The organism is Microbulbifer regidiadema (SeqCode) (genome assembly GCF_052467605.1).
The window spans coordinates 3,305,091-3,323,266 of sequence record NZ_CP174316.1 but is presented as its reverse complement, the minus strand read 5'-3'; the positions used below and the strand labels follow the sequence as shown (position 1 = coordinate 3,323,266).

Here is an 18,176-nt window from a genome sequence, read left to right as displayed (position 1 = left end):
TTTGAGCGCGATCATAATGTTATCAGCGCACGTTCAACGAATACTAGAAGTTTGTCACAGGTGTTATGGCTAAACTCGAGATACTGGAATTTCCCGATCCGCGCCTGCGCGAGGTCGCTAAACCCGTCGCTGAAGTGACCGACGCCCACCGCCAATTGCTCGACGACATGTTTGAAACCATGTACGCCGCGCCCGGCATCGGCCTCGCCGCCATCCAGATCAATGTGCAGGAGCGCATTGTGGTGGTGGATATATCCGAAGACGGCAATGAACCGCTCGGGTTTATCAACCCCGAGATCGAAGTGCTGGACCCGGAGATCCACCAGTACGACGAGGGCTGTCTGTCAGTGCCCGGTTTCTACGAAACGGTGGAGCGCCCGCGCAAAGTGCGCGTTAAGGCCCTGGACCGCAATGGCGAACCTTTTGCCCTGGAGGCCGAGGGATTGCTGGCAGTCTGCATCCAACACGAAGTCGACCACCTGGATGGCAAACTGTTCGTGGATTACGTCTCGCCACTAAAGCGCAACCGCATCCGCTCCAAGCTGGAAAAATCCCAGCGCCGCCGCGCCTGATCTGCGCCAACCGCAGGAGCCCGGAGCTGCCGACTGACGGCAGCTCTCCCACCCCCTTTACCTGAGAGCAAGTCAGTGAATATTATTTTTGCCGGCACACCGGACTTTGCCGCCGTGCACCTGCAAGCGCTGCTCGACAGCGAGCACAATGTGATCGCCGTTTACACCCAACCGGACAGGCCGGCGGGACGCGGTAAGAAGCTACTCGCCAGCCCGGTGAAACAGCTGGCACTCTCCCACAATATCCCGGTGTACCAGCCCCTGAGCCTGCGCGACGAGACGGCCCAGGCGGAGCTCGCTGCGCTTGAAGCGGATATTATGGTGGTGGTGGCCTACGGCCTGATACTGCCGCAGGTGGTGCTGGATACTCCGCGTTTGGGCTGTATCAATGTGCACGCCTCTCTGTTGCCGCGCTGGCGCGGTGCCGCACCGATCCAACGTGCGGTGGAAGCGGGTGACAGTGAAAGCGGTGTCGCCATTATGCAAATGGAAGCGGGCCTGGATACCGGCCCGGTTTTGGTGGAAAGCCGCTGCGCGATTACCGAATCCGATACCGGCGGCAGCCTACACGACAAGCTGGCGGAACTCGGCGGCCCCTCCCTCCTCCAGGCCCTGGCCCTGCTGGAAAGCGGCAGCGCCAGCCCCCAGGTACAGGACGATACCCGGGCTAACTACGCCAACAAAATCAGCAAGGAAGAAGCGCGGATCGACTGGCAGCGCCCCGCCGCTGAATTACAGCGACTCATTCGCGCTTTTAATCCCTTCCCGGTGTGCTGGAGCACGTACCAGGACAAGAAGGGCGAACAGCGCCTGCGTATCTACAGTGCCACCATCGAACAGGGCTGCCACAGCAATCAGCCCGGCACCATTCTCGCCTGTGACGACGAGGGTATTTTAGTGGCCTGCGGCCGCGAGGCCCTGCGCCTGCAACTACTACAGCTGCCGGGCAAAAAAGCACTGCCCGCAGCGGAAATTTTGAAAGGCTACCGGGAGCAATTCGCCCCGGGCAGCAAACTGGGATAATTATGAGCAGAGATGTACGCGCCGAGGCCGCCCGAGTGATCGCCTCACTGCTGGAAGAGCGCGGCTCGCTGGCAAGACTGCTGCCGGCCGCCGAGGATAAAGTCGAGGAGCGCGACCGCCCTCTGTTGCGGGAGCTCTGTTACGGCAGTGCCCGCACGGCACCGCGCCTGCAATTGATCGCCGCCAAGTTGCTGCGCAAAAAGGTCGCAGATATTGAGGTCAATGCGCTGATCCTGCTGGGCATCTACCAGCTCGAGTACACCCGTATCCCCGATCACGCCGCCATCTCGGCAACCGTCAATGCCGCGCGCAGCCTCAAGCTGGACAGGGCGACCGGGCTGATCAACGGGGTGCTGCGCAACGCCCTGCGCAACCGCGAACAACTCCAGCGCAAGCTGTCCGGCAACCCGCAGTTCAGCTCCATGCACCCGGCCTGGCTACAGCAGCAGATCAAGGCCGCCTGGCCCGACCAGGCGTCGGAGATCTTCCGCGCCAACAATACCAATCCGCCCATGACCCTGCGGGTAAACAGCGCCAAGATCTCGCGCGCGGATTATTTGCAGCAGCTCGATGAAACCGGCCTGTCCGCCGAGCCCTGCGCTATTTCCCCGGTCGGTATCACCCTGATTGAGCCGGTTTCCGTAACGGCGCTACCGGGCTTTGCCGAGGGCCTGGTCAGTGTGCAGGACGAATCCGCGCAATTGGCGGCCCAGCTGTTACAGCCGCAAAAAAATGCCCGGGTACTGGATGCCTGTGCGGCGCCGGGCGGCAAGAGCTGCCATTTATTGGAGCAGGAATCCAGCATTCAGCTGAGCGCGCTGGATATCGAGGAAGACCGCCTGGTGCGGGTCGAGGAAAACCTCCAGCGCAACGGGCAGAGTGCCGAGCTTATCTGTGCCGATGCCACGGCCCCGGATGAGTGGTGGGACGGGCAGCAGTACGACCAGATACTGCTCGATGCGCCCTGTTCCGCAACCGGGGTTATCCGCCGCAATCCAGATATCAAACTGCTGCGCCGGGAAGAGGATATTGCCGGACTGGTCGCTTTGCAGGGCAAAATCCTGCGCGCCCTGTGGCCTCTGGTTAAACCGGGTGGGCAGCTGCTCTACGCCACCTGTTCCAGCCTGCCGGCGGAAAACAGTGAAGTCGTCGCCGCGTTCATTGCGGAGACTGAGGATGCGAGCGACAATACCCCTGAACTGCTAAACGATAAGCCCTGGGGCGAAAAACAAGTTGCCGGTATGCAGCTGCTACCCCAAACCGGCGGTGGTGACGGTTTCTTCTACGCTCTGCTGAGCAAAGCTGAATAACGGCGTCGCTAACCGCGAGTCTCATCCGATATGAAAATTGTCATTCTCGGCGCCGGCCAGGTGGGCGGCTCTCTGGCGGAGGCCCTGGCCTCCGAGCGCAATGATATTGTCCTGGTGGACAGCGACGAGAAAACCCTGCGCGAACTGCGCGACCGCATCGATATCGGCGTGGTACTGGGCCACGCCTCCCACCCGGATATTCTGCTGGAAGCCGGGATTGAGGATGCGGATATCCTGGTCGCTGTGACCAACAACGATGAGACCAATATGGCGGCCTGCCAAATTGCGCACTCGCTGTTTCGCGTGCCCACCAAAATCGCCCGGGTGCGCGCCTCCTCCTACCTGCAATACCCGGAATTGTTCGATACCCAGGCCATCCCCATCGATGTCCTGATCAGCCCGGAGCAGCTGGTCTCGGAGTATATCTCCCGCCTGATGGAACACCCCGGTGCCCTGCAAGTGCTGGACTTTGCCAGCGGTCGCGTACAGCTGGTGACGGTTCTAGCGGTGCAGGGCGGACCGCTGGTCGGGCACCAGCTGCGCTATTTGCGTGAGCATATGCCCAAGGTGGATACCCGGGTGGCGGCGATCTACCGCCGCAACCGGCCGATCATCCCCCAGGGCGACACGGTGATCGAAGCCGGCGATGAGGTGTTCTTTATCGCCGCGCGGGCAGATATTCGCGCGGTGATGAGTGAGCTGCGGCGCTTGGAGCACGGTTATAAAAGGGTGGTGATCGCCGGCGGCGGCAATATCGGTCTGCGCCTGGCCACCAGACTGGAGAATCGCTACTCGGTAAAAATTATTGAGCAGAGCCACGAGCGCTGTGTATTTTTATCCGAAGAGCTGTCCCACACCATTATCCTGCACGGCAGCGCCTCCGATCAGGAGTTACTGCTGGAAGAGAGCATCGAAGATACCGATGTTTTTCTCGCGCTGACCAATGACGACGAGGCTAATATCATGTCGTCACTACTGGCCAAGCGCCTGGGCGCACGCAAAGTGATGACCCTGATCAACAACCGCGCTTATGTGGACCTGGTGCAGGGCGGCGAAATCGATATTGCCATCTCACCGCAGCAAAATACCATCGGCAGCCTGCTCACCCATGTGCGCCGCGGAGATATGGTCAACGTCCACTCCCTGCGCCGCGGCGCGGCGGAAGCCATTGAGGTTATCGCCCACGGCGACGAGCGCACCTCCAAGGTGGTGGGGCGCAAGATCGAAGATATCGACTTGCCCGAGGGCGCTTCCATCGGCGCCATAGTGCGGGAAACCGAAAACGGCAGCGAAGTGTTAATGGCCCACGATGACGTTATCGTACAGAGCGATGACCACGTGATTGTGTTCCTGGTAGACCGCCGCCAAACCCGCCATGTGGAACAGTTGTTCCAGGTTGGATTTGGCTTTTTCTGAATAAATTGTTGTTTCAGTTTCCGGCGACAACGATCTGCGCCGTCCAGATAACATTGCAACCAATAACGATAGGCTTGTAGGCGCCAATGCGAATTGCGGTAATTGCGCGAGTTTTTGGAATTCTCCTGACGGTATTCAGCCTGACCCTGCTGCCACCGATCGGGGTATCCCTTTGGTATGAAGATGGCACCCACAGCGCATTTGTCGCCGCCTTTGTCATCACCCTGATTACCGGCCTGTTTATGTGGCTGCCGGTACACGACCTGCGCGAGGACCTGCGCACCCGCGACGGCTTCGTGGTGACATCGCTATTCTGGCTGGTACTGGGCAGTTTCGGTGCCCTGCCCTTTATTATCAGCCCGCAGCCGGACCTGAATATTACCGACTCTATTTTTGAATCGATTTCGGGGCTTACCACCACCGGCGCCACGGTGATTACCGGGCTGGACTCACTGCCTCCGGCGATTCTCTACTACCGCCAGCAGTTGCAGTGGTTTGGCGGTATCGGCGTGATTGTGATCGCCCTGGCTATCCTGCCGATGCTGGGTATCGGTGGTATGCAGCTGTACAAGGCGGAAATTCCCGGCCCGGTAAAAGATACCAAATTGACCCCGCGCATCGCCGAGACGGCACGGGCGCTTATCGTAATTTATGTGATTCTCACGGTTCTCTGCGGTATCGGCTACTGGTGGGCGGGGATGACGGTATTCGACGCCGTTGGCCACGCATTTTCCACCGTGGCCAACGGCGGCTTCTCCACCCACGATGCCAGTATGGGCTTCTACGCCCACAACCGCGCGATCATGATTATCTGTATCGTGTTTATGTTTACCGCTGCCATCAACTTCGGTCTGCATTTCTTCGCCTTTCGCAACAGGACCCTCAGCCACTACTGGCGCGACTCCGAGTTTCGCTTCTACGTTATGTTGATTGTCGGCGCCGGTCTGTTGATCAGCTGCTACCTGTGGATACTGAATATTTTCTCCCCCGGCAACAGCCTACTGCACGGCTTTTTCCAGGTGGTGTCGATCAGCACCACCGCCGGTTTCGCCTCGGAAAACTTCTCCGCCTGGCCGGTATTTTTGCCCTACGCCCTGTTGCTGTTGGGTATTCTCGGTGCCTGCGCTGGCTCTACCTCCGGCGGGATTAAGGCGGTGCGCGGTATGCTGATTATGAAATCCGGTATGCGTGAGCTGAATCGATTGGTACACCCCAATGCGGTTATCCCCATCAAGATCAACCGCAAAATTGTGCCCGATCGAGTCACCGATGCGGTGTGGGGCTTCTTTGCAGTCTATGTTTCATCCTTCTTTATTCTCGCCATTATCGTTATTGCCACCGGGGAGGACTTTGTCACCTCCGTTACCACCGTGGCCTCCTGTCTGAGTAATATCGGCCCCGCCCTGGGTGAAGCTGCTGCCCACTACGGTGCGGTTAACGATGTCGCCAAGTGGTTCCTGATCCTGGCCATGCTGATGGGACGCCTGGAAATTTTCACCCTGTTAGTACTACTTACCCCGGCTTTTTGGCGCCATTAACGACAGCAGATAGCATCGCCGCGCTAATGCATGGCAATCTATTTTAGTTTCTGCCACAGTTATTGGTTACAGGACGTAACGGGTAAAAACAGGGTGTATGAGCAGAGATACCAGTGCGCTGCTCGGTCAACTCAAAATTGATCGGGAGGCAGCGCCCGAATCCGGTTCCCCATCACGCAAAGTTTTATTGGCGACATCTGTCGGCCTCGTTATCGGCATCGGCATCGGTCTTACTATCGGCCTGACTGGCGCGCCTTTCTTTGTAGAAAATAAAGCACCGCTGCCCGCACAAAACCGTGAGCCCCCGGCCAGGGTCCTCGATCTAAAACCCCGCACAGAAAAATTCCGCGAGACCATACTCAACGCCTCCGGCTATATCACACCTAGGCGCATGGCCACGGTCTCCGCCGAGGTTATGGGGCTTATCCACAGCGTGGACGTCGAAGAGGGCATGCAAGTCGAACAGGGGCAGATCCTCGCCCGTCTGGATGATGTCAAAGCGCGGGTCGCAGTGAATTTTGCCCAGGCTCAGATTCAGGTGCTCCAGGCCCAGGAAGCGAGTATTCACGCAAAACTCAAAGAGGCGCAACGCCAGTACCAACGCTTTGCCGGGCTGCGCGATAAGAATTATTCCAGCAAAGCACAGCTGACCCAAAGCGAATCCTCGGTGGAGGGTTTGCGTGCGGACCTGGCGAGCGCGCGCGCCAACATACAGGTTGCCATTCTCGAAGCAGAGAGGCAGCGCGAGCGCCTGGCGGATCATATTATTCGCGCGCCTTTTGCCGGCGTTGTCACCACCAAAAATGCTCAACCCGGCGAGATAGTCGCTCCCAGCTCCGCCGGTGGCGGTTTTACCCGCACCGGAATCTGCACCATCGTGGATATGAATTCGCTCGAAATCGAAGTCGATGTGAACGAGGCCTTTATCGGCCGGGTCGCCAAGGGACAGAAAGTTAATGCCAACCTGGATGCCTATCCGAACTGGGACATCCCAGCTACCGTTATCGCCATCATTCCAACGGCCGATCGCGCCAAGGCGACTGTGCGGGTGCGAATAGCTATCGACGACAAGGACGCGCGCATCCTGCCGGATATGGGCGTTAAGGTGGGTTTTCTCGCCGCAGCCCCCTAACCGGCACCGATAAAAACACCACAGCTTTTATTCTTATACGAGGGTATTTAAGATGTCAGAAAATGTGTTGTTTCAGCTGAAGGATATCAGCAAATATTTTTGCAAGGGCAAAGAGACTATTTCCATTTTTGACTCCCTGGATATGGAAATTGATCGCGGTGATTTCGTCGCCATTATGGGCCCCTCGGGCTCTGGCAAAACAACCCTGTTAAATATGCTCGGCGGTGTCGATAAACCCAGCAGCGGTGAAATCTGGTTTAATGGCGGGCGCGTCGATTCCCTCGGTGAGGGCTCCTTAACACAGTGGCGGGCGAGAAATATCGGTTTTATTTTTCAATTTTATAATTTAATGCCGATGCTCAATGCTCAGCGCAATGTAGAGCTGCCGCTATTACTGACTAAATTATCCAAACTTCAGCGTCGTCAGAATGTGGAAACTGCGCTGGCACTGGTGGGGTTGAGTGATCGAGCCAAACATATGCCCAGTGAAATGTCCGGTGGACAACAGCAGCGTGTTGCCATCGCCCGGGCCATTGTTTCCGATCCCAAACTGATTCTGTGCGACGAGCCCACCGGCGATCTGGACCGGGCCACCGCAGATGAAATCCTGGAGATGCTGCAATTGTTAAATCGCGATCACGGAAAAACCATCGTGATGGTCACCCATGATCCCGCTGCGGCTCAATACGCCAAACACACCTTGCATCTCGATAAAGGGCAATTTGTGCAAAGGGAAATAGTGGCATGAGTGACTTATATTTAATTTATAAAAATATGACGAGGAAACCTTTACGTTTATTCCTTACCTGCTTTGCTATTTTTATAGCTTTCCTTATTTTCGGCGCCGTTACCAGTCTCAAAGCCGCTTTAAACTCCAGCGTGGAATTATCTGCCGACAATCGCCTGGTGGTATTTAACCGAATTAATTTTACCCAACCGCTGCCACTGGCCTATGTGCAAAAGGTTGCGGCAATCGAGGGGGTAAAAAATGTAACTCACCTGAACTGGTTTGGCGGCTATTACCAGGAACCCAGTAAGCAGTTAGTTTCTCTCGCCGTCGATCCCGAGTCCTACTTAAAGGTCTATGGGGAAATAACTATTCCCGAGGAGCAAAAGCAGGCCTGGTTCAACAATCGTCAAGGGGCTCTGGTCGGGGAAAAGCTCGCACAAATTTACGGCTGGAAGGTTGGCGACAGAATCCCCGTCTCCTCCAGTCTTTTTACCCACAAAGATGGCGGCGACACCTGGGAATTTGTCATTTGCGGGATTTTCACAGGGGATACGGAACAATATGACACGCGCCAATTACTATTTCACTATAAATATTTTATCGAGGCACAGACTTTTGGCGAGGATTGGATTGGCTGGATGGCACTGACGACCGAGGACCCAGATCTCAATGAAACGGTGGCCAAAACTATCGACGATAATTTTGCCAATTCACAAAATGAAACCGATACCAGTACAGAAAAAGCATTCAATAAATCTTTTATTGAACAAATCGGCAATATTGGTTTAATTATTTTCTCGGTGGTATTTACTGCCTTCTTTACCATATTGGTGGTGGTTGCCAATACCATGGCCCTGGCCATTCGCGAGCGCACCGGGGAGATCGCCGTATTAAAAACCCTGGGTTTTTCCAGCAGGCGTATTTTTCGTATGGTGTTGTCTGAATCCCTGCTGATTGCCTTGGTCGGCGGCCTCTCCGGCCTGACTGCAGCCTGGCTGCTGATCGAAGGGGTAAAAAACTTCCTCGCCCGCTTCCTGCCCAATTTGATTTTGGGCGCAGACACCCTCTTGCAGGGCATTCTGTTTATGTTACTGCTGGGCCTTGTTACCGGGCTGGTGCCCGCGTTTCAAGCCCTGCGCCTCAATATTGTAAGCGCCTTTAACCGACAACAATAAGATCGCCAGCCCACCGAATCCACACAGCGGTTTTCACTGGCAGCGCCTTTAAAGGGAAGAAATTATGGGGTCTCTGATTGCACAAATTGTTTCGGTCACCGCAATGAACCTGGGCAGCCTGCGCCGGCGCCTGTGGATGTCACTGGCGATGGTCTTTGCCGCTGCGGTAGTGGTGGCCATCCTGCTGGCCTTTCTCGCTATGGCCAAGGGCTTCGAGGCAACCATGAGCGGCGCGGGCTCCAGCCAGATCGCCATCCTGATGCGAGAGGGGTCTTCAACAGAACTCAACTCAGTCATGCAACAAGAGCAGGTCAACCTGATCGCGGAGTCCGCCGGGATCGCCCGCGATGCCAACGGGCCGCTGGTGTCAGCGGAACTTTTCGTCATTGTCGACGGCACCAAGAAATCCACAGGCGGCGAAGCTAATATCCCCCTGCGCGGTCTCAATCAGATCGGTATGGCCATGCGCAGTAATATGCGCCTAGTGGAGGGGCGTATGTTTACTCCCGGCACCAACGAAATGATTGTCGGCGCGGGGGTACTGCGCGAGTTTGACGGTTTCGAGACCGGTCAAGAGGTGCGCTTCGGCAAAAACCTGTGGACAGTTGTCGGAGTTTTTTCCACAGGCGGCAATATTTTTGAGAGTGAGCTGTGGGCAGATATTAAAATTATCCAAAGCCACTACAACCGGGCGAACAGCTACCAGTCAATCCGCTTGCAGCTGGAAAATGACGGCGATCTCACGCCAGTTGAGGCAACGATTCAGCGCGAGCCGCGCCTCAATCTGGAGGCGCAGACCGAGCGGGAATACTTCGCCAACAAAGGGAAACAGCTGCAATATATCGCCACTTTTGGCTGGATTGTCAGCTCGGTGATGGCTCTCGGCGCGCTGGCCGGGGCCCTCAATACCATGTACACCTCGGTGGCGGATCGGGCCCGTGAAATCGCCACCCTGCGCGCACTGGGATTCAGTAACTTCTCCGCTTTTTGCAGCACTATCGCCGAGGCGATGCTACTGGCGCTTGCCGGTGGCTTACTGGGCTCTGTGGCCGCCTATTTGTTCTTCGACGGCCTCAATGCCTCAACCCTGGGGGGCAACTTTACCCAGGTGGTGTTCAACTTTGAGATGTCCCCGGACCTGTTTGTTCAGGGCGCTACACTGGCGCTGGTGATCGGCTTTATCAGCGGCTTCTTCCCCGCCTGGCGCGCGGCACGCATGCCCGTCGCGATCGCCTTCCGGCACACCGCTTAAAAACTCTGAAACGGGGGCTGCTGGCGGCAGGCCCCTAGTGTTTCTTGCGGTATATTTTGCTCTTGCCCTCCGGCTGCTTCCTGAAACGCTTGTATTCCCACTGATACTGTTCCGGTGCCTGAGCAATGCAGGCCTCCACACCGCGATTCATCGCCGCCAGGGAGACTTTTTGCTCATCACTTCTAATAGCATTCTCTGCGGGGAGAAATACCAGTTCAAAACCGTCATCCACACGTTTGCCGAAGCCAAACACCACATGGCAGTTAGTGCGCTGAATTAAGTTGTGAGCAAGGGTCATCGTCAGTGCGGGGCGGCCAAAGAAAGGGGCAAAATCCCCCCCCATATCCGGCTCCTGGTCCGGTAATACCATGGCCACATGGCCCGCTTTCAGGCATTTGAGCAGGGCGCGAACGCCGTGAATATTGGTTGGAACCATGGTGGCATTGGTTTTTTCCCGGCCCGCGCGGATCACCGGGTCCAAAGCTTCAACTTTGGGTGGCTGGTACAACGCCATAGACGGTCCCATAGCAGCCAGGTACATGCCGAAAATTTCCCAATTACCGGTGTGTGGCATCAATACCAGAGTACCGCAGCCATCTTCTTTTCCCTGGAATAACAACTTCTCGTTGCGGACACTCACAATGGTCTTCTTGCTGCTGTCCCAGGCGTGATGCCAAATATTGGCCATCTCAAAACCGTTGATTGCAGTATTCACCACACTCGCACGGGCGAGCTTCTCACGCTCTTTCTGATCCATGGCTGGGTAGCACTGGGCCAGGTTGATCCTGCTCAGGCGCAACCCCTCCGACCCGGTCCACACGGCAATCCTGCCAGCGAACCGGCCCAGGCGCCGCGACCAGGATAGCGGGAGTTTACCGATAAGTTTCAGTGCCCCGACAGCAAGGCGCCCTTTCATATCCACTAAATTACTTCCTATACAAAAAGCCGCAGCTGAACGGCAATATTGCCAAAGTATGGCCAATGAGCTTTTTCATGCAGCTATAGCGCTTTAAGCACAGCAGTCGCTACCGCTATAATTGCGTCCCTTTGCCCACAGCAGATACTGATCTGGAGATAGCGGTGTCCAAGCAATACGATCTCAGTACCTTTCAGGGACTTATTTTTGCCCTGCAGGATTATTGGGCGCGCCAAGGGTGCGTCATTCTACAGCCTCTGGATATGGAAGTGGGCGCCGGCACCTTTCATCCGGCGACCTTCCTCCGCGCCATAGGCCCGGAAAACTGGAACGCGGCCTATGTGCAGCCCTGCCGCCGCCCCACCGATGGCCGCTACGGCGAGAACCCCAACCGCCTGCAACACTACTATCAATACCAGGTAGTGATGAAGCCGTCCCCGGACAATATTCAGGAATTGTACCTGGATAGCTTGCGCGCCATGGGCGTAGATCCGGCCATCCACGATATTCGCTTTGTCGAGGACAACTGGGAGTCCCCAACACTGGGTGCCTGGGGTCTCGGTTGGGAAGTGTGGCTGAACGGTATGGAAGTCACCCAGTTTACCTACTTCCAGCAAGTGGGCGGCCTGGAGTGCCACCCGGTTACCGGCGAGATCACCTACGGCCTCGAGCGTATCGCCATGTACTTGCAGGGGGTCGAGTCCATCTACGACCTGGTGTGGACCCGCAACCCGGACGGCAGCCCCGTCACCTACGGCGACGTTTTCCACCAAAACGAAGTGGAGATGTCCCAGTACAACTTTGAACACGCCGATGTGGAATTCCTGTTCGCCACCTTCGATCACTGCGAGCGCGAGAGCACGCGCCTGATCGAACTGGGGCTGCCACTGCCCGCTTACGAGCAGGTTATGAAAGCCTCCCACGCCTTCAACCTGCTGGATGCGCGCCACGCCATCTCCGTAACCGAGCGCCAGCGCTATATCCTGCGCGTACGCACCCTGGCCCGCGCGGTGGCACAGTCCTACTACGATGCGCGCCGCGCCCTGGGTTTCCCCCTGGCAGATGAAGCACTGCGGGCAGATATTTTGGCGGAAGACATCGAGCAAGAGGAGAAGCAGTAATGGCTCAGGATTTTTTGGTAGAGCTGGGCACCGAAGAGCTGCCGCCCAAGGCGTTACACAAATTGATGAGCGCTTTCGCCGATGGTATTTCCCTGGGCCTTAAAAGCGCCGAGCTGTCTTTTGGCGAAGTGAAAACCTACGCCGCCCCCCGCCGCCTGGCCGTGGCGGTATTTGGCCTGGCGGATAGACAGCAGGACAAGCAAATTGAAAAGCTGGGCCCGGCGGTCAAAGCCGCCTTCGATAAAGAGGGCAAGCCCAGCAAAGCCGCTGAGGGTTTCGCCCGCAGCAACGGCGTCACCGTTGCAGAGCTGGGACGCAAAGAGACCGACAAAGGTGAGCGCCTGGCCTTTATCAGCGAACAGAAAGGCGCTGCAACCGAATCCCTATTGGCCGGTATTGTCGAGAAGGCGCTGGCTCAATTGCCAATTCCCAAGCGCATGCGCTGGGGTGCGCGCCGCGAAGAATTTGTGCGCCCGGTGCACTGGCTGGTTATGCTGTTCGGCAACAAGGTAGTGGACGGCGAAGTACTCGGCTTAAAAGCGGGTAACACCAGCCGTGGCCACCGCTTCCACTGCAACCGCGAGCTGGAGATCCACTCCGCCCACGACTACCCACAGGTTCTGCGCGAGCCCGGCTACGTTATGGCCGACTTCGCCGAGCGCCGTGAAGTGATTCGCGCCCAGGTGATCGCCGAGGCCAACAACGTCAACGGCGAAGCAGTTATCGACGACGATCTGCTCGACGAAGTAACCGCGCTGGTAGAGTGGCCCGTCGCCCTCACCGGCCGCTTCGAGGAGCGCTTCCTGGAAGTCCCCGCCGAGGCCCTGATCTCCTCTATGAAGGAGCACCAGAAGTATTTCCACGTGGTGGACGAAGACGGCCAGCTGCTGCCCTTCTTTATCACCGTGTCCAATATCGAGAGCCGGGATGCCGCCCAGGTAATCCACGGCAACGAGCGCGTAATCCGCCCACGCCTGGCAGATGCCGCCTTCTTCTTCGAAACCGACAAGAAGACCAGCCTCGAATCGCGTCGCGAGAAACTGCGCCAAATCGTGTTCCAGCAGCACCTGGGCAGTGTTTACGACAAGACCGAGCGGGTCTCCGCCCTGGCGCGCACTATCGCCGAGAAGACCGGCGCTAACGGCGACTGGGCCGAGCGCGCCGGCCGCCTATGCAAGTCGGACCTGGTCACCGAGATGGTGTTCGAGTTTGCCGATATGCAGGGTATCGCCGGCTACTACTACGCCGAAAACGACGGCGAGCCGCTGGATGTGGCCAAGGCCATGTACGAGCAGTATATGCCCAAGTTTGCCGGCGACGAGCTGCCCGCCAGCGACACCGGTACTGCTATCGCCCTGGCAGACCGCCTGGATACTTTGGTGGGTATCTTCGGTATCGGCCAGCCCCCCAGTGGCTCCCGCGATCCGTTCGCCCTGCGCCGCGCCAGCCTGGGCATTATCCGCATCCTGGTGGAGAAGCGCCTCGACCTGGACCTGCGCGAACTGCTGGAACTGGCCCGCGACAACTACCCGCGCACCGCCCTGGGCGAGTACGACAAGGTGGTAGAGCAGACTTTGCAGTATGTCCTGGAGCGCTTCCGCGCGCGCTACGAAGACCAGGGTATCGCCACCGAAGTCTTTATGTCGGTTGCCGCGCGCAAGCTGTCGCGCCCGCTGGATATCGACAACCGCGTACACGCAGTCAACGCCTTTAGCCAGCTGCCGGAATCCGGTGCGCTGGCCGCCGCCAACAAGCGCGTGTCCAATATCCTCGCCAAGCTGGATGGCGCCGTACCCAGTAAAATTGATGAAGCCCTGTTGCAGGAGGACGCAGAAAAAGCGCTGTTCTCCGCAGTACAGACTGCCCGCACAGAAGTGGAGCCGCTGTATCGCGATGCGCTGTTCGCCGAGGGCCTCGCCGGCCTGGCGGGACTTCGCGAAACCGTGGACAACTTCTTCGACCACGTAATGGTGATGAGCGACGACGAGCAACTGCGCGACAACCGCCTGGCCCTGCTGGCCCAGCTGCGCGCACTGTTCCTCGAAGTTGCCGACATTTCCCTGCTGGTACCGGCCAAGTAACCACTTGTAGAAGCGGGGCCTACGGCCCCGCTGCGCCGCACAGGGAGACACCAATATGGCAATTATCATTCTCGGCCGCGACGGGGTGATTAACGAAAACCCCAACCAATTCGTCAAATCCGCCGACGAATGGCGGCCCCTACCCGGCAGTATTGCAGCGCTGGCGGCACTCAGCCAGGCCGGCCACCAGCTGGTGATTGCCACCAATCAGAGCGGTCTGGCGCTGGGCCGCTTTGACCTGGATGATCTGGAGGCAATACACGCCAAAATGCGCACTCTGGTAGAGGATGCCGGCGGTGAGATCGCCGCAATTTTCTACTGCCCCCACGGCCCCGAGGACAACTGCCGTTGCCGCAAGCCGCTGGCGGGTCTGCTGGATGCGATCGAAGCGGAATTCGATACCAGTCTGCACGACTGCTATCTGCTCGGAGATAAACTCGCAGACCTCTATCTGGCCCTGGAAAAGGGCTGTAAACCGGTATTGGTGAAAACCGGGGTCGGCGAGCAGACACTACAGCACCTGATAGCGCAGCCGGACCCGCGCCTGGCCGCCACCTCCGTTTTTAGTGACCTGGCGCAGTTTTCACAGTTTTTCCTCTCCCCCTAGACACCCGCCCCCGCACTTAGCGAGATTATTTGCGCGCCCGATATCCAACCTGGCGCACTGTTTTTGCTATCCGTTGTTTACCCAGGCGCCAGCTTATTGAGTTGTGCGACACATTCCATTAAAAGCAACTGGCGGGAGGGCGAGCCCATTGTTGTATCAGCGAGTCGTGCCAGGCCATGGATGGGCTGGGTCTGACTAGCGCTCTGAGTGGTTCTGCTGGAGAGCGCTATCTGGCCTTTTGTTGCCACCTGCACACAACAACAAAGGGATACTCCAATGAAAAGAAAGATTCTTTCTGCCCTGATGGCCACTATGCTGCTATCTGGCAGTGGATTTGCTGAGTCATTGGGGGAGAGGTCTGCCCCCAGCCAGGAAAAAGCGCGCAAAGTCTATATTGTTCAACTGGAGGGGGAGCCACTATCCTCCTACAGCGGTACCCTCCCCGGCTTGCCGGCCACCAAACCCAGCCCGCGCAGCAAGCTCGATCCCCAGAGCAGCAGCTATCGACACTACTCGGGTTTCCTCAAATCCCGCCGGGAGCAGGTGCTCTCCACAGTGCCCAGCGCGCGCAGGGTGCACGAATACGACACCGCCTTTAATGGCTTCGCCGCCGTTATGAGCGACAGGGAAGCGGCCGCACTGCGCGCTCGTGGAGATGTCAAAGGCGTCTGGGAAGATAAGTTACTCAAGCCCCATACCGACTCCAGCGCAGATTTCCTCGGCATTACAGATATGCCCAGCCCCTGGCTGTGGGGGATTACCGGCGAGGATATTGTGGTGGGTGTCATCGACACCGGCATCCACCCGGAACACCTGGGTGTCGCCGACATGGCTACCCCCTTCCAGGGCAATATGGGGCCGCAGGTTGCCTACGGTGCTATACCCGACTCCTTCACCGGTGAGGGCTGTGATTTCGGCAACAGCGACCACAACCCCAACGACGCGGCCTTTACCTGCAACAATAAACTGATCAAGGCCAGGTCATTTTCCGATGCCTTCCTGGCCAACAACGAACTGGCGGATTACGAATTCCTCTCCGCGCGGGATGCGGATGGACACGGCACGCACACCGCCACCACAGCCGCCGGCAACTATGGCGTTACCACCCCAGACGGGAAAACCCTGACCGGTATGGCGCCACGGGCCCGTATCGCGGTGTACAAAGTGTGCTGGGACGCTCCAGACCCGGACGATAGCGGTTGCTCATCGGCGGACTCTATGGCCGCTATCGACGAGGCCGTGGCCGACGGTGTCGATGTTATCAACTATTCTATCGGCGGCTCCGGTACCACCTTCAGTGGCGCCGATGATATCGCCTTTCTATTTGCCGCCGATGCCGGCGTTTTTGTCGCCACCTCTGCCGGTAACAGCGGGCCGGGGCCGGAGACCATGGGCACCCCCTCAGGTATTCCCTGGATTACCGCCGTCGGCGCCTCCGAAGATGACCAGAGCTTCGGCTTGGCTATGCAAGTGTCCGCACCGGTAGAGGTTGCCGGCACTTACGAGGGGCGCGAGGGCAATAGCACCGTGAGCCTGGAGGAGGTCGGCGCCCTCTCCGCCGACATCGCTCTGAGCGAACCGCTGGAGGCCTGTAGCCCCCTCACCAATACCGATGCCCTCGGAGGCGCTATCGCCCTGGTCAGGCGCGGAGGTTGTTCCTTTACCGACAAATACAACCACGCTGCCGACGCCGGTGCCGTGGCTATTGTGGTCTACAACGACGGCACAGCCGATGACCGCATCAACCCGATCACCATGTCGGCCCCGGATACCCGTATTCCCGGGATGATGATTTCTTTCTATGAAGGCGACGCCCTCGCCAACAGCAGCGGCGTCTCCGGTGCTATCGACCCGTCTCAATTAATCGCCCGGGAAGACCGTGTCGCCAACTTTTCCTCTCGCGGCCAGAACGGAGGCGCGCCAGATATTATCAAGCCGGATATCAGCGCCCCGGGCGTGGGGATTATCGCGGGGATATCTCCAGTGCTGAGCGGAGGCGAGCTGTTTGGGGCCCTGAGTGGCACCTCAATGGCCAGCCCTCATGTCGCCGGTGTTATGGCCCTATTAAAGCAGGCCAACCCACACTGGAGCCCGGCAATGGCCAAGTCCGCACTGATGACCACCGCGCGCAGTGACCTGCGTAAATCCTACGGGCTTGAGGATGCCACCCCCTTTGATATGGGCGCCGGTATCATAGTGCCCCGCGACGCCTTTAAGCCGGGCCTGGTTTACGATGCGGGCTTCAATGATTACCTCGCCTTCCTGTGTGGCGCTGCACTCCAGCCCCAGCTCGTCGATAGCGCAACCTGCGATGCGCTGCTGTCCCAGGGTTACTCCAGCGATTCCAGCGACCTGAACCTCGCTTCCATCGCGGTCGCCGAACTGCTCGGCAGTCAGACGATCAAGCGCCGGGTTACCAGCGTCTCTCCCGGTCGGCGCTGGTATTGGGCATCGGTCAACGCACCGGCCGGTATCGACGTGGAGATCAATCCAAAGGTAGTGAGCCTCGCAGAGGGGCAGAGTGCGGAGTTTGAGGTGACCTTCACCACCACCGAGTCGGCTGAATTGGACACCTGGGTATTTGGCGACCTGACCTGGCAATCTGTGGGCACGCAAGTCAGCGTGCGCAGCCCGATCGCCGTGCGCCCGGTGCCACTCGCCGCACCACTGGATCTTAGCGCCGCCGGTACCGATGGCAGTCTCGACCTCAATGTGGGCTTCGGCTACAACGGTGATTTCCAGGTGAGTATCGCCGGTTTGGCTGAAGGGCTGGCCACCAATGCCACCATCGAAGATGGCGATGTTGAAGTTATTTTCTTTGATATCCCCGATGGAACCGAGCTGGCCACTATCGCCATGTTTGATGCCGATGTGGGCGATGGGGGTGGCAGCGATGACCTGGACCTGGAGGTTTACGGCCCCGCGCCCAATTACCCCGAAGTCGGTACCAGCGGCAACGCCACTTCCACTGAATCTGTCTCAGTGACCAACCCCACTCCCGGGCAGTACGCAGTGGTGGTTGTCGATTACGCCACTGCCGCAGGTCCCACCGATTTCAGCCTGTTTAACTTTTATCTGCATGGAGATAGCGGCAACACCGCGCTCAATGCACCGACTCAGGCACAAATCGGCACAACAGGTATCGTTTCTCTAGAGTGGATGAATCTTGCCCCCAACACCCGCCACCTGGGTATTTTGACTCACGGAGACGGTGAAAAGGTATTTTCACAGACTCAAATTATGGTAAACACTCAGTAGGCCTTCCGCTCTGATTATTTACAGCGCGAATAGCGAGTTAAAACC

The 18,176-nt window shown here is 57.9% G+C and carries 14 protein-coding genes; 13 read left to right on the top strand and 1 reads right to left on the bottom strand.

Features of this window, described 5'->3' with window-relative positions:
- The first annotated feature begins 65 nt into the window (after positions 1-65).
- The 9 genes from def to ACJJIF_RS15125 all read left to right on the top strand — a co-directional run bounded on the left by def (position 66) and on the right by ACJJIF_RS15125 (position 10,148).
- Positions 66-572, top strand: a complete 507-nt coding sequence (gene def / locus ACJJIF_RS15165) for a peptide deformylase (protein ID WP_444918663.1) — start codon at positions 66-68, stop codon at positions 570-572.
- Between the two features lie 75 nt (positions 573-647).
- The gene (fmt, locus tag ACJJIF_RS15160; RefSeq protein ID WP_444929167.1) at positions 648-1,595 is read left to right on the top strand and encodes a methionyl-tRNA formyltransferase; all 948 of its coding nucleotides are present in this window, start codon (positions 648-650) and stop codon (positions 1,593-1,595) included.
- 2 nt (positions 1,596-1,597) lie between these two features.
- A complete protein-coding gene (gene rsmB / locus ACJJIF_RS15155) occupies positions 1,598-2,905 on the top strand; it encodes a 16S rRNA (cytosine(967)-C(5))-methyltransferase RsmB (RefSeq protein ID WP_444929166.1) in 1,308 nt (435 codons plus the stop codon).
- Positions 2,906-2,935: 30 nt separating this feature from the next.
- On the top strand, positions 2,936-4,321 hold the full coding sequence (trkA, locus tag ACJJIF_RS15150; protein ID WP_444929165.1) for a Trk system potassium transporter TrkA: 1,386 nt from the start codon (positions 2,936-2,938) through the stop codon (positions 4,319-4,321).
- A gap of 86 nt (positions 4,322-4,407) precedes the next feature.
- Positions 4,408-5,859 carry a TrkH family potassium uptake protein gene (locus ACJJIF_RS15145; RefSeq protein ID WP_444929164.1) on the top strand — a complete coding sequence of 484 codons (1,452 nt, stop codon included), beginning with the start codon at positions 4,408-4,410 and terminating at the stop codon, positions 5,857-5,859.
- Between the two features lie 97 nt (positions 5,860-5,956).
- Complete coding sequence (locus tag ACJJIF_RS15140) at positions 5,957-6,991, top strand: efflux RND transporter periplasmic adaptor subunit (RefSeq protein ID WP_444929163.1); 1,035 nt, start codon at positions 5,957-5,959, stop codon at positions 6,989-6,991.
- A 52-nt stretch (positions 6,992-7,043) separates the two neighbouring features.
- On the top strand, positions 7,044-7,739 hold the full coding sequence (locus ACJJIF_RS15135) for an ABC transporter ATP-binding protein (protein ID WP_444929162.1): 696 nt from the start codon (positions 7,044-7,046) through the stop codon (positions 7,737-7,739).
- Positions 7,736-8,896: an ABC transporter permease gene (locus tag ACJJIF_RS15130; RefSeq protein ID WP_444929161.1), complete on the top strand. Its 1,161-nt coding sequence runs from the start codon at positions 7,736-7,738 to the stop codon at positions 8,894-8,896. The genes ACJJIF_RS15135 and ACJJIF_RS15130 overlap by 4 nt, the downstream gene beginning before the upstream one ends.
- A 64-nt stretch (positions 8,897-8,960) precedes the next feature.
- On the top strand, positions 8,961-10,148 hold the full coding sequence (locus ACJJIF_RS15125) for an ABC transporter permease (protein ID WP_444929160.1): 1,188 nt from the start codon (positions 8,961-8,963) through the stop codon (positions 10,146-10,148).
- Positions 10,149-10,182: 34 nt separating this feature from the next.
- Here ACJJIF_RS15125 and ACJJIF_RS15120 read toward each other — a convergent pair whose 3' ends face one another.
- A complete protein-coding gene (locus ACJJIF_RS15120) occupies positions 10,183-11,064 on the bottom strand; it encodes a lysophospholipid acyltransferase family protein (RefSeq protein ID WP_444929159.1) in 882 nt (293 codons plus the stop codon).
- 164 nt (positions 11,065-11,228) lie between these two features.
- Between ACJJIF_RS15120 and glyQ the strand changes: the two genes are divergently transcribed.
- From glyQ to ACJJIF_RS15100, 4 genes are all read left to right on the top strand, one after another.
- Complete coding sequence (gene glyQ / locus ACJJIF_RS15115) at positions 11,229-12,185, top strand: glycine--tRNA ligase subunit alpha (RefSeq protein WP_444929158.1); 957 nt, start codon at positions 11,229-11,231, stop codon at positions 12,183-12,185.
- Positions 12,185-14,266 (top strand): glycine--tRNA ligase subunit beta, encoded by a 2,082-nt coding sequence (gene glyS, locus ACJJIF_RS15110; protein ID WP_444929157.1) that lies wholly within the window; start codon positions 12,185-12,187, stop codon positions 14,264-14,266. The genes glyQ and glyS overlap by 1 nt, the downstream gene beginning before the upstream one ends.
- Before the next feature lie 55 nt (positions 14,267-14,321).
- Positions 14,322-14,873, top strand: a complete 552-nt coding sequence (gene gmhB, locus ACJJIF_RS15105) for a D-glycero-beta-D-manno-heptose 1,7-bisphosphate 7-phosphatase (RefSeq protein WP_444929156.1) — start codon at positions 14,322-14,324, stop codon at positions 14,871-14,873.
- A gap of 276 nt (positions 14,874-15,149) precedes the next feature.
- Positions 15,150-18,131: a S8 family serine peptidase gene (locus ACJJIF_RS15100; RefSeq protein WP_444929155.1), complete on the top strand. Its 2,982-nt coding sequence runs from the start codon at positions 15,150-15,152 to the stop codon at positions 18,129-18,131.
- Positions 18,132-18,176 lie beyond the last annotated feature (45 nt).

Bases quoted from the DNA above. Each gene is read 5' to 3' on its own strand.
- ACJJIF_RS15135 (WP_444929162.1), top strand. From the start codon at position 7,044: ATGTCAGAAAATGTGTTGTTTCAGCTGAAGGATATCAGCAAATATTTT.
- ACJJIF_RS15140 (WP_444929163.1), top strand. From the start codon at position 5,957: ATGAGCAGAGATACCAGTGCGCTGCTCGGTCAACTCAAAATTGATCGG.
- ACJJIF_RS15120 (WP_444929159.1), bottom strand. From the start codon at position 11,064: ATGAAAGGGCGCCTTGCTGTCGGGGCACTGAAACTTATCGGTAAACTC.
- ACJJIF_RS15130 (WP_444929161.1), top strand. From the start codon at position 7,736: ATGAGTGACTTATATTTAATTTATAAAAATATGACGAGGAAACCTTTA.
- gmhB (WP_444929156.1), top strand. From the start codon at position 14,322: ATGGCAATTATCATTCTCGGCCGCGACGGGGTGATTAACGAAAACCCC.
- glyS (WP_444929157.1), top strand. From the start codon at position 12,185: ATGGCTCAGGATTTTTTGGTAGAGCTGGGCACCGAAGAGCTGCCGCCC.
- rsmB (WP_444929166.1), top strand. From the start codon at position 1,598: ATGAGCAGAGATGTACGCGCCGAGGCCGCCCGAGTGATCGCCTCACTG.
- ACJJIF_RS15125 (WP_444929160.1), top strand. From the start codon at position 8,961: ATGGGGTCTCTGATTGCACAAATTGTTTCGGTCACCGCAATGAACCTG.
- def (WP_444918663.1), top strand. From the start codon at position 66: ATGGCTAAACTCGAGATACTGGAATTTCCCGATCCGCGCCTGCGCGAG.
- ACJJIF_RS15100 (WP_444929155.1), top strand. From the start codon at position 15,150: ATGAAAAGAAAGATTCTTTCTGCCCTGATGGCCACTATGCTGCTATCT.
- ACJJIF_RS15145 (WP_444929164.1), top strand. From the start codon at position 4,408: ATGCGAATTGCGGTAATTGCGCGAGTTTTTGGAATTCTCCTGACGGTA.
- trkA (WP_444929165.1), top strand. From the start codon at position 2,936: ATGAAAATTGTCATTCTCGGCGCCGGCCAGGTGGGCGGCTCTCTGGCG.